This window comes from Microbacterium sp. UBA3394 (genome assembly GCF_002358725.1).
Classification (GTDB): domain Bacteria; phylum Actinomycetota; class Actinomycetes; order Actinomycetales; family Microbacteriaceae; genus Microbacterium; species Microbacterium luteum.
The window spans coordinates 17,872-28,945 of the sequence record NZ_DEPK01000222.1 but is presented as its reverse complement, the minus strand read 5'-3'; the positions used below and the strand labels follow the sequence as shown (position 1 = coordinate 28,945).

General features: G+C 68.9%; 10 protein-coding genes. 1 reads left to right on the top strand and 9 read right to left on the bottom strand.

Translation table 11 applies throughout. The features are described 5' to 3' along the window. The 6 genes from B4E30_RS13610 to B4E30_RS13585 all read right to left on the bottom strand — a co-directional run. Positions 1 to 669, bottom strand: a 669-nt coding sequence (locus B4E30_RS13610; RefSeq protein ID WP_286795610.1) for a nucleoside hydrolase-like domain-containing protein, incomplete at its 3' end; no start/stop codon positions are given. After that, a complete protein-coding gene (locus B4E30_RS13605; RefSeq protein ID WP_286795609.1) occupies positions 666 to 1,718 on the bottom strand; it encodes a nucleoside hydrolase in 1,053 nt (350 codons plus the stop codon). The genes B4E30_RS13605 and B4E30_RS13610, both read right to left, overlap by 4 nt. Before the next feature lie 20 nt (positions 1,719 to 1,738). Further along, positions 1,739 to 3,874: a beta-galactosidase gene (locus tag B4E30_RS13600; RefSeq protein ID WP_286795608.1), complete on the bottom strand. Its 2,136-nt coding sequence runs from the start codon at positions 3,872 to 3,874 to the stop codon at positions 1,739 to 1,741. Further along, a complete protein-coding gene (locus tag B4E30_RS13595; RefSeq protein ID WP_286795607.1) occupies positions 3,871 to 4,884 on the bottom strand; it encodes a LacI family DNA-binding transcriptional regulator in 1,014 nt (337 codons plus the stop codon). Before B4E30_RS13595 ends, B4E30_RS13600 begins: the two co-directional genes overlap by 4 nt. After that, the gene (locus tag B4E30_RS13590; protein ID WP_286795606.1) at positions 4,881 to 5,900 is read right to left on the bottom strand and encodes a LacI family DNA-binding transcriptional regulator; all 1,020 of its coding nucleotides are present in this window, start codon (positions 5,898 to 5,900) and stop codon (positions 4,881 to 4,883) included. The genes B4E30_RS13595 and B4E30_RS13590 overlap by 4 nt, the downstream gene beginning before the upstream one ends. Before the next feature lie 42 nt (positions 5,901 to 5,942). After that, complete coding sequence (locus tag B4E30_RS13585) at positions 5,943 to 6,773, bottom strand: NAD-dependent epimerase/dehydratase family protein (RefSeq protein WP_286795605.1); 831 nt, start codon at positions 6,771 to 6,773, stop codon at positions 5,943 to 5,945. Positions 6,774 to 6,881: 108 nt separating this feature from the next. Here B4E30_RS13585 and B4E30_RS13580 point away from each other — a divergent pair, with 108 nt between their 5' ends. Then, complete coding sequence (locus tag B4E30_RS13580) at positions 6,882 to 7,856, top strand: sugar-binding transcriptional regulator (RefSeq protein WP_286795604.1); 975 nt, start codon at positions 6,882 to 6,884, stop codon at positions 7,854 to 7,856. Between the two features lie 2 nt (positions 7,857 to 7,858). On the opposite strand, the gene B4E30_RS13575 is transcribed toward B4E30_RS13580, so the two are convergent. The 3 genes from B4E30_RS13575 to B4E30_RS13565 form a co-directional block, all read right to left on the bottom strand. Then, a complete protein-coding gene (locus tag B4E30_RS13575) occupies positions 7,859 to 8,764 on the bottom strand; it encodes a carbohydrate ABC transporter permease (RefSeq protein WP_286795603.1) in 906 nt (301 codons plus the stop codon). Position 8,765: 1 nt separating this feature from the next. Beyond that, a complete protein-coding gene (locus B4E30_RS13570; protein ID WP_286795602.1) occupies positions 8,766 to 9,647 on the bottom strand; it encodes a carbohydrate ABC transporter permease in 882 nt (293 codons plus the stop codon). A gap of 64 nt (positions 9,648 to 9,711) precedes the next feature. Next, the gene (locus tag B4E30_RS13565) at positions 9,712 to 11,034 is read right to left on the bottom strand and encodes an ABC transporter substrate-binding protein (protein ID WP_286795601.1); all 1,323 of its coding nucleotides are present in this window, start codon (positions 11,032 to 11,034) and stop codon (positions 9,712 to 9,714) included. Positions 11,035 to 11,074: the final 40 nt, after the last annotated feature.

Here is an 11,074-nt window from a genome sequence, read left to right as displayed (position 1 = left end):
GTCGCGGATGGTCTCGCGGATCAGATACCCCCAGGCCATCGCAGCCGCCTCGGTCACGCGGATGTCGGGCCAGACGGGCAGGATGTAGTCGTCGTAGGTGCCATCCTGCGAGGCGAACTTCGTGACGATCGCCCGGCGGGAGACGGATGCGCGCACCTGCGGCCACGCGCGGGTCTCGGCGTACCGCTCCTCGATCGAGCGGAGTGCGCGGGCGAGCGTGGCCGGTCCCGCCCACAGTTGGATGTGCACCGGGCGCGGGTCGTCGTCGAGCAGCGCTTCGGCGATCAGGCGAGAGCCGGGGGTGTCCGCGGACATGTCCCCCTCGAAATCGACGTTGCCGAAGCGGATGATCCCGCGGAGCGCGTCGGGGGACGGGTATCGGTCGTCGTGGACGGCGAGATTCGGATACGCCTGGGCGTAGGCCTCGACGGCGTCATGGATGAATCGCTCGCCGGGCGCCCACCGCCACGAGGTCTGCGGTTCGGCGTATTCGCGGTCGGGGAGGAAGAACGTCGTACCCGCACCGTCGCCGCGCCAGTGGAAGCGGCTGCTCGCGTAGACGAGCCCCTGCAGGTCGACCTCGTTCGTGTACAGCAGCAGGCGCAGGAGGGAATTGAGGTCATCGAGCTCGGGATCGGCGGTGACGATCGTGCGGACCCGACCGCTCATGCGGCATCGTGCGCGGCTCCGCGCCACTCGGCGAACTCCGCGAGCTTGAGGAACATGTCCTCGAACATCAGGCGCGTGTCGACCTGCGTGTACACACGCATCGGGCGCGCGCCGGCGACCGGCACATACGATCCGCGGTCGTCGAGAGCCGGGGTCGGCCTTTCCACGTACCGGCTCGATGACGGATCGGGTTCGAACAAGGACTGCAGCGCGGTGAGCAGCACGAGCGGCGAGTCGCCGAGGGCGTAGGTCTCGGATGCCCCACCGAGGAACGATCCCGCCATCTCGACGATCGCGGCGATCTCGTCATAGAGATATCGCCCGAGCGGGCCCGCCGTGGCCACCCGTCGCCGCAGCTCCGCGTCGGAGACGAGGCACTGCCGGTAGACGTCGCGCGGGACCTGCCAGATCGGAATCGCGGAGTGACCGAAGACGACCTGGCCGGCGGTGACGTCGATGAGGAGGTTGTACTCGGTCTCCATCGCGTTCGGCGGCGGCACGGCGAGTCCTTCGTGCTCCTCTCCGCCGATCCAGATGAGGGTCATGCGCTCAGCGATCGCCGGTTCGGTCAGCAGGGCCGACGCGAGGTCGGTGAGGCCGCCGCCGGCGACGTAATACAGGGGCGAGGCGACGTCGTCGCGCATCGCCTCCGCGATGATCGCGTCGACAGCCGCCGACGGTCGAGGGGTGGCGGTGTCGGCGAGCGCCTCGTTCGATCCGCGGTGGATCACGTCGGTCGAGAGGAGCCCCATGCGCCCGAACACATCCCGCACGATCGTCTCGGCGTTCTCGGCCGCCCGACCGGAGGGGTCGAACGGGTCACCGTCGCGCAGGCGCGACGCGACGACGGCGCGGATGTCGACACCGGGCGAGAGGAGATGATGCACGAGCTGGTACAGATCGTCCGGGTCGCCGGAGAAGTCGTTGTCGATGATCACCCGTGCGTGCGGACCCGCGGCCGGCGGCAGCGCCTGCCACGGCGCCTCGCCCAGTCGCCAGGTCGGCGCGGCGGGCGGCGTGATCCGATCAGCGGCGGGAATGCGGGTCATCGTCGGCCTCTCGTCGTGCGTCAACGCCCTCCGACAGTACCACCGGTTGACCGGTTGCCGAGATCCGCGCCCGATCCCTCCTCTCGCCAGACCTTCACATCCCACGGGCGGAGAGACACCGTCACCCCCGCGGGGAAGCTCGCCTCATCGATCACCGACGACACGGCGCGCACCGGCGTCACCGCGACCACCTCGGGAGACCAGTTGTGAACGACCCACACCCGGCCGTGCGGAGTGGTGAGAGAGTGCGCGGTGACTCCGCGCGGCGTCTGGTAGAGAAGAGAATCGATCGGCGATCGACCGGCCGCCGCGACGATCACGCGACGCATGGTGTCGCGGTCGAGGATCGTGCCGACGACGGTGACGGAACCGTTGCCGACGCGACTCCGGGTGACGGCCGGCCAGCGGCCGAAGTGCGGATGCCGATAGCGCGCGATCACCTCGGCGTCATCGGCGACGAGGGCATCCATCCATCCGATCGCCTCCCCCGCGACGCCGTCCATCTCGACTGACACCGGCTCGGCGAGCGCGGAGAACTCCTGGTAGTGCACGCCGGCGAGCGCGCCGAGAACCGCGGGCGCACGCTCGGAGCGCACCCTCCCCTCATCATCCCCGAAGCCGGTGCGGGGCCCGACGATGAGGCTCCCGCCGAGTTCGGCATAGTCGGCGAGGGTGCGCAGGGTGCGGTCTGCCGCGGCGACGAGCCCCGGCACGATGACCGTCGGATAGCGAGCGAGCAGCTCGCGTGCGTCGGGCAGGCATCGCTCGTTGAGGAAGCCCACCTGGCGACCGGCGTCGAGCGCGCCGCGGCCGAACGCGCTCACGATCCGCGCATACGATCCGCGGTCGCCTCCCTCCGCCGCGGGCAGGGGCGGCTCGAAGGCCATCATCCATTCGCTGTCGTGCGCGTACACGAGGCCCGCATCCGCATCCGGAACCGCCTCTGCCAGCGCATCGGATGCCTTCGCGAACGACGCTCCGATCGCGGCGATCTCGCCGTAGATCCGTCCCGGCTCGAGATCATGACCGAGGATGCCGCCCCAGTGCACCTCGTGACCGGAGTGCAGCGTGTGCCAGTGCCAGTAAGACACCAGCCGCGCGCCGCGGGCCACCAGCAGCCACGCCGCCTGCGCGAGCTGGCCGTCGTAGGGCGGTCGCGTCATCCAGGCGGGCCCGATCGAGGCGGCCCCGGTCTCGGTCACGAGATAGGGCGCCTCCTTCGTCGCACGCATCCGGTCGGCCATGAGCACGACGTCGGCGACCGCGTTCGCTGCCCAGCCGCCGCCGGCACGGTCGGCCCGCGCGTCGAGGGCATCCTGCGCGAGGTAGTAGGCGTTGCCGCTGGCGATGTCGAGGTGGCGCCCGACCGCGACGTCGTCCATCGCCGGACGACCGTAGGCGATGCAGGTGGTCAGGAAGACCTCCTCGCCGACCAGTTCGCGGGCCAGGTCCGCCTGCCACGCGATGTACTCCGCCGTCACCTCGGCCTGGAAGCGACGCCAGGCGAGGTCGTAGGCGGGGGTCGTGTTCCCCGACGGATCCCACAGCTCGTCCCACCGGCCGATCCGATGCGACCAGTAGGTGAGCCCCCACCGGCGATTGAGCGTCTCGACATCGCCGTAGCGATCCGCGAGCTGCCGCCGGAAGCGCGCGAGGAGATGGTCGTTGTGGATGAGGTGCAGTCCTGCCTCGTTGTCCAGCTGCACCCCGATCACCGCCGGATGCTCCCCGTAGCGACCGAGTACCGCACGGATGACCCGCTCCGCGTAGAACCGGAAGACCGGCGAGGAGTAGTCGACCTCCTGACGACCGCCCCAGGGCACGCGCCCGCCGTCCGTCCGGACGACCGCGAGTTCGGGATGCCGCCGGCTCAGCCAGGGCGGCACCGCGTAGGTGGGCGTCCCCAGGATCACACGGATGCCGCTGCCGTGAGCCTCGTCGAGCACGGGTGCGAGCCAGTCGAGGTCGAACTCGCCGTCGCGCGGTTCCCACGTGGACCACACCGACTCGCCGACGCGGATCACCCCGATGCCGGCCTCGACCATCAGGCGCATGTCCTCGCGCAGTCGAGAGGGGTCGGGCAGGTACTCGTTGTAGTAGGCGGCGCCGAGCAGCGGTCCGTGAGCGAAGGCGTGCAGGCGGTCGGCGGTCGTCATCGGCGGGTGGAGTCGCGCACGACGAGTTCGGGGCGGAAGCGGATGGAGCGCTCGTGGGCGCCGTCCGGCTCGCGGATCTCCTGCATCAGCAGGTCGACCGCCGACTGGCCGATCCTCGTCGCCGGCTGCCTGATCGAACTGAGCGGCACCACGGTCGCCGACGCGAAGTCGATGTCGTCGTATCCGATCAGCGCGATGTCGTCCGGCACCGAGATGTCTGCGATCAGGGCGAAGGCCTGCAGGAGGCCGACGGCGAGCAGATCGTTGGCCGCGAAGACGGCGTCGGGGCGATCGCCACGATCTCGTGCGATGAGCCGCTGCCCGGCGGCGCGGCCATGGAGCACGGTCAAGGCGGGTTCTTCGATGACCTCCAGGCGGGCATCGGGAACGTCGGCGACCGCCCGTCGCGCGCCCGCCAGACGATCCCGCACCTGCCGGATGCCCGGGGAGCCTCCGACGAAGGCGATCCGTCGACGGCCGAGCGAGAGCAGGTGCGAGACCGCGAGGTACCCGCCCTCGACGTCGTCGACCGACACGGAGGGGAGGTGAGAGTCCGCAGCCTCGTGATCCACGAGCACGACCGGGATGCCGGCGTCGCGGAGTCTCACCAGCCCCTCCAGATCGTCATCGGCCGGGGTGACGAGCACCCCGCTGACGCGCTGCTGGAGAAACAGGTCGAGGTAGGCCGCTTCGCGGGCCGTCGCCTCGTCGCTGTTTCCCAGCAGCACCACGAGCCCTGCGTCGGCGGCGCGCGCCTCGGCCCCGCGCGCGACGTCGGCGAAGAACGGGTTGGCCGCATCGAGCACGATCAGGCCGATGCTGCGGCTGCTTCCCGCGCGCAGCTGACGGGCAGCGTCGTTCCTCACGAAACCGAGGCTGCGGATCGCCGCCTGCACGCGCTGGACGGTGGCATCGGCGACCTTCTCCGGCCGATTCAGGACGTTCGAGACGGTGCCCACGGAGACACCCGCCGCCTGCGCCACCTGCTTGATACTGACACCCCGGTTCATGCCACCGCCCCTTCCGTGTCGCCCGTACTGCCGCGGACGATGAGCTCTGGCGCGAAGACGCGGTGCGGCTGCGCGGGCTGCCGTCCCGAGATCGTGTCGAAGAGCACATCGACGACGGCCTCCCCGAAGCCCGCGTGACGCGTGCTGACGCTCGTCAGGGGGATGACCGATGCCGCCGCGAACTCCGTGTCGTCGAAACCGACGACGGCGATCTCGTCGGGAACCGCGATCCCCGCCGCGACGAGAGCCTGGAGGACACCGAGGGCGAGGAGATCGTTCGCGCCGAAGACCGCGTCCGGGCGCGCCTGTGGGGCGCGGGCGACGAGCGCCTCGCCGACCGCGCGCCCGACGGCGAGCGTGCGCTCGGCCACCTCGATGACCTCCCACGCCACACCGTGCGCCCGAGCCGCCGCCGATCCTCCCGCGAGGCGCTCCTCGACCTGCACGACGCTGAGCGGGCCGCCGACGAAGGCGATGCGACCGCGTCCGCGATCGACGAGGTGCTCGACCGCGAGACGACCACCGGCGACGTCGTCGACAGAGACGGAAGGCTGCCGCGCATCCATCGCCCGCTGCCCGACGATCACCGACGCGGTGCCGCGCTCGCGGGCGGCCGCGAGCCGCGCGTCGAGCGGCTCGTGCGACGCGGCGATGATGCCGCGCACCTGATGCTGCTCGAAGAGCCGCAGGTAGGCGTCCTCCCGCTCGCGACTGCGGTGGGAGTTCGCGATGAGCACCGATAGCCCGCGCTCATCCGCCCGACGCTCGATCGACTCCGCGATCTCGGCGAAGTGGGGGTTGCTCACGTCGGGCACCAGATAGCCGAGGAGTGTGCTGACTCCCATTCGCAGCTGCCGTCCGGCGCTGCTGGGCACGAAGCCGAGCGCCTCGATCGCCTCCCGGATCCGCCGGGACTTCGCCTCGGATACGCGCTCGGGGTGGTTGAGGAAGTTCGAGACGGTGCCGATGGCCACCTCGGCCACCGACGCGACCTCGCGGATTCCGGGTCTGGACATTCGCTCCCCTCCGCCAGGCGGACGTGCCACGACAGTAGTCGATCAGCGCCAGTCGTACTGCGCGACGAACCCCAGGCGGTCACGGATCTTGCGCGTGGACATGAGCGACTCGAACTCGCCGAGGTCCTCGGCGATCGGCGTTCCCGGGAACCATGACGCGGCCAGCTCCCGCGAGGGCGTGGCGCACCCGGAGGTCTCGGCCGCCACGTTGTAGACCTCGAATCCCGGCGACGCGTCGGCGAGAGCGAGGGAGACCGCCGCCGCGCCGTCGCGCGCATCCACCCAGGACCCGAGCAGGTCGCGGCGATAGAGCGGATCTGCCGCGCGCGCGAAGGTCTCGTACTCGTCCTCGGCGACGACATTGGTGAATCGCAGTGCCGTGATCGACGTTCCCTGGGCCCACCCGACCAGTTGTGCGGCGATCGCCTCTTCCGCGACCTTCCCGAGTCCGTAGGTGTTGTTCGCGCGACTCACCGTCTCGTCCACCGGCAGCGCCTCCGGCGCGACATCGAACGGGAAGCCCATCGCGGTGATGCTGGACGCGGTGACGATCGTGCGGATACCGGCCCGGTGCGCGGCGAAGAGCACGTGGAAGGTGACGGCCATGTTGTTGTCGAAGGTCGCCGCATCCGGAACGAGTCCGTTGACCGGCAGGGCGGCGAGGTGGACGATCGCGTCGAGACCGTCGTGTCGTGCCGTGACGCCGAGGAAGGCGTCCAGCGTCTGCCCGTAGTCGGTGAAGTCGACGCGTGTGAACCCCGGCCCCGGCGCACCCCCGAGATCGAAGCCGATCACCTCGTGTCCCTCGTCACGCAGTCGCGCGACGGTCGCACGCCCGAGCTTGCCGTTGCTTCCGGTCACTCCCACGATCATCCGGCGCCTCCTCTTCGAGTTGAAACGTCACAAGTCTATCGGCCGCTTCGCCACGATAGACAGCGCATTCAGGCGCGAATAGAATTGCACTCCCGACGGAGGTACAGGATGCCCACTCGCTACGGCCAGCCGATGGACGCGCAGCTGCGCCAACTGACGAAGGTCGCCGTCATGTACCACGAGCGCGGAATCCGCCAGGCCGAGATCGCCGAGAACCTCGGCCTGTCGCAGGCCAAGGTATCGCGACTGCTCAAGCGCGCGGAGAACCTCGGCATCGTGCGCACGATCGTCACGATCGCCCCCGGCCTGCACACCGAGCTGGAGGAGCGCGTCGAGAGCCGATTCGGCCTGAGCGAAGCCGTCGTCGTCGACCTCAACGGAGACGGCGAGGACGCCGACGTGCTCGGCGCCATCGGCAGTGCGGCCGCCGCCTACCTCGAGGGGGCCTTCTCCGGGGAGGAACGCGTCGGCATCTCCTCGTGGAGCCAGACGCTCCTCGCAACCGCGGATCGCATGCGCCCGACGGGCACGCCCGCCGCATCCGAGATCGTCCAGCTCCTCGGCGGGATCGGTTCACCCGAGGTGCAGACGAAGTCGCAGCGCCTCGCCGGCGACTTCGCGCGCATGCTCGGGGCACTGCCCTATTACGTGCAGGCGCCGGGGATCGTGGCGGACCGGTCGACGCGAGACAGTCTGCTCGGCGATCCCGGGCTGGCCGGGGTCACCGAGCGGTGGCGCCATCTCACCGCCGCCGTGGTCGGGATCGGCAACGTCTTGCCGTCGGACCTCCTCGAGGAGAGCGGGAACGCCTTCTCCCGCCCCGACCTCGATGCGCTCCTGGCCGACGGCGCCGTCGGAGACATCTGTCACCGCGTCTTCCGCGAGGACGGCTCGGCCGTCACGGGCGAGGTCGACGACCGCACGATCTCCATCGCCACCGCCGACTTTCTGCGCATCCCTCGACGCATCGGCGTCGCCGGAGGCCCTCGCAAGCTGCAGCCGATCCGGGGCGCGCTCGCGGGCGGCTGGGTGACGACTCTCATCACCGACGAGAACACCGCCCGCGCCCTCTTGGACGAGTGAGCTCAGCCCTTCACCGATCCCGCGGCGAGGCCCGCCATGATCTTCTTGTTGAGGAAGATGAACACGATCAGCAGCACGATGATGTTGATGCTGATCGCTGCGAAGAGCGGGCCGTAGGCGGTCGATCCGAACTCGTCCGACAGGCTCAGCAGGCCGACCTGGATCGTCGCCAGTTCGGGTCGCGTCGTGAAGGTCAGGGCGATCAGCAGGTCGTTGAAGACGCTGAAGAACTGCACGAGCGCGATGGTGAGCATGGCGTTCTTCATCAGCGGCATCGCGATCACGAAGAACGAGCGCAGCGGGCTGCATCCGTCCATCGTGGCGGCCTCGAAGATCTCCCGCGGGAGCGACCGGAAGTACGCCGCCATGAGGAACGTGGTCAAGGGGATGCCCATGGCCGTGTAGGTGAGGATCATCGGCCACAGCGTGTCGGTGATCCCGATGCGGAAGTACACCGTGAACAGCGGCACGAGGATCATCTGGCCGGGGACCATGATCCCGGCCATCACCAGCAGGAGCGTCGTCCGCCGCCCCTTCCAGATCATGATCTCGAGCGCGTAGCCTGCCGCAACCCCGAGGAAGACGATCAGCGCGACGGACGGCAGCGTCACGAGCAGGCTGTTGCGGTAGTTCAAGGCGACGTCACCACGCGTGAACGCGTAGACGTAGTTGTCGAGATTGAACTGCTCCGGCAGCGCCCACGTCGGGTTGGCGAAGAACTCCGTCTGCGTCTTGAACGACCCCATGATCATCCAGAACTGCGGGTAGAGGACCACGACGAGCACGAAGGCCACGAGGAGCCAGATCGGCAGGCGCCGCAGCGCGCGACGGGCCGATCGCTGGACGGGCTGGCGGGGCGCCTTGCGCGAGAAGGGCCGCGCCTGGGTGATGACCTGGGTCTCCGTCATGTCAGTCCTCCACACGCTTGCTCGAGGACCGGAAGACGGCGAGCGTGAACATCAGGCAGAGCAGGGTGAGGATCACAGCGATCGTGCTGCCGTATCCGTACTCCGCGTATTCGAAGGCGGTGCGGTACATGTACAGCGTCAGCGGCGACGTGGTGGTTCCGGGGCCGCCGTTGTTGAGGGCCAGCAGGCTGTCGAAGACCTTGAGCGTGGAGTTCAGACTGAAGATGATCGACGAGAGCAGGATCGGCAGCGACAACGGGACGATGATGTGTCGCACCAGGCGGAATCCGTTCGCACCGTCGATGCGCGCCGATTCGATCACCTCGTCGGGTATGTCGAGCAGCCCCGTGTACAGCAGGACCGCGTAGAACCCCATCGAGCTCCACAGGGTCATGAGGAAGGCGATGAACATCGTGCCGGCGGTCGACGCGAGGAACTCGACGCTTTCTCCGCCGAAGAAGTTGATCAGGTCGTTGACCGGCCCCTGGTTCTGACCGACGGCGAAGAAGCTGCGGAACAGGAGAGCGACCGCGACAGTGGGCAGCACCATCGGGAAGAAGACCGCGGTACGGACGAATGCCGACCCCTTGCGGAGCACGAAGACGTAGAGCAGGGCGAGGAGGTATCCGACAGCGACCTGCAGGGCCGTCATCACGACCGCGAAGCTGACGGTGACCCACACCGACTGCAGCGCGGGCGGGTCGTTGAAGAAGGTGACGAAGTTCTCGAAGCCGACGAACTCGAAGCCCCGCAGCGTGTTGCCCCGGAAGAGCGACAGCCCGAGCGACCACGCCACCGGCACGACCTTCAGCAGGACGTATACCGTCAGCGTGGGAAGGAGGAGGATCAAGATCGCTTTCTTGTCCCCGAATACGCGCGACATCGCGTGTCCTCTCCACAACGGAGAACGTCCGACCCCACCCGCGGCGGGGCCGGACGTTCTGGAATCAACGGCTGGAGTCGACGCTCGCCTGGAGCTGCGACATGTACTCTTCGGCGCTCATGTCGCCGTTGGTCAACAGTGACACGTTCGTCGAGGCGAGCGAGTTCGATTCGCTGTCGAGCAGCGCTTCGAACCACAGGACAGTCTCGTCGATGCTCGCCATCCGCTCCTGGATGTCGGCGGTCGTCTCCGGCACGCCGGTGACCTCTTCGTTGACCTGGAAGCCGGACAGGATGCCGGCTTCGCCGAGCGCCTGCGCGCCGTAGTTCTCCGCGATGCACGAGAACCACGCCTCGGTGTCGGGCCCGTAGGTCTTGGGGTTGATCGCCATCGCCGCACCCGCGTTCGCGGGGTACTGGTCGATGTCGCCGGCACCGCCCTCGACGGCCGGGAACGGCATGAAGCCGATGTTCTCGGCGCCGACGAGGTTCTCGTCGCTGTTGATGTTGCTGAGCAGCCACGTGCCGTCGTACTTCATAGCCGCGTCGCCGCTCATCAGGAGCGCCGTGGCGGCGTCGCCCGGACGGGAGATGAAGCCGTCGCCGAACGCTCCCGACAGAGCGAGGTCCTGCAGCGCCTGAGCACCGGCGACGTACTCGGGATCGGTCAGCGAGGCCTCGCCGTCGCGGATCATCTCCATCGCGTCGGGCCCGATGGTGCGGAACAGGTAGAGACCCATCAGACGCGTCAGGGGCCACCCATCGGCACCCGCCTGGGCGAGCGGCACGTAGCCTGCTGCGGCGGTGGCATCGATGACCTCGAGGAGCTCGTCGTAGGTCTGCGGCTCTTCGAGTCCGAGCTCGTCGAAGATCTCGCGGTTGTACCAGATGCCCTCGAGGTTGTACTGGTACGGCATGGAGACCATCTGGCCGTAGACGTTCTGCACGGTCGAAGCGGCAGCCGGGAGGATGTTGTCCCAGATGCCGGCCTCCTTGAAGGCCTCCTCGTAGTCCATGACGAGGCCACCGGCGCCCAGATCTCCGTCGGGCCGCACCTGCGCGGTTCCGGCGATGAAGTGGGAGGGCAGGGCGTCCTGGCTGGCGAGCAGCGTCACCTGCTGCACCGTGTCCGCCTGCGCGATCGTGCGGTGCTCGAGCGGAAGCGCCTCGTTCTCGGCCGAGCACGCGTCGGCGGCGAGCGCGTCGAGCTGGTCGCGGAGCGCAGCGTTCTCGTTGGCGCTCATGACGGTGAAGGCTTCGCCGTCGGTCCCGCCGCCGTCGGCACTGCCGCCTCCGTCGTCGCCACCCGCGCACGCGGCGAGCGGAACGGCGATGGCGGCGAGCATCCCTGTCGCGAGCAGGACTCGGCTCTTGCGTCGAGTGTTCATACGTCCTCCTTGACGGGCGACCCCGGGTCGTGGTCGCGTG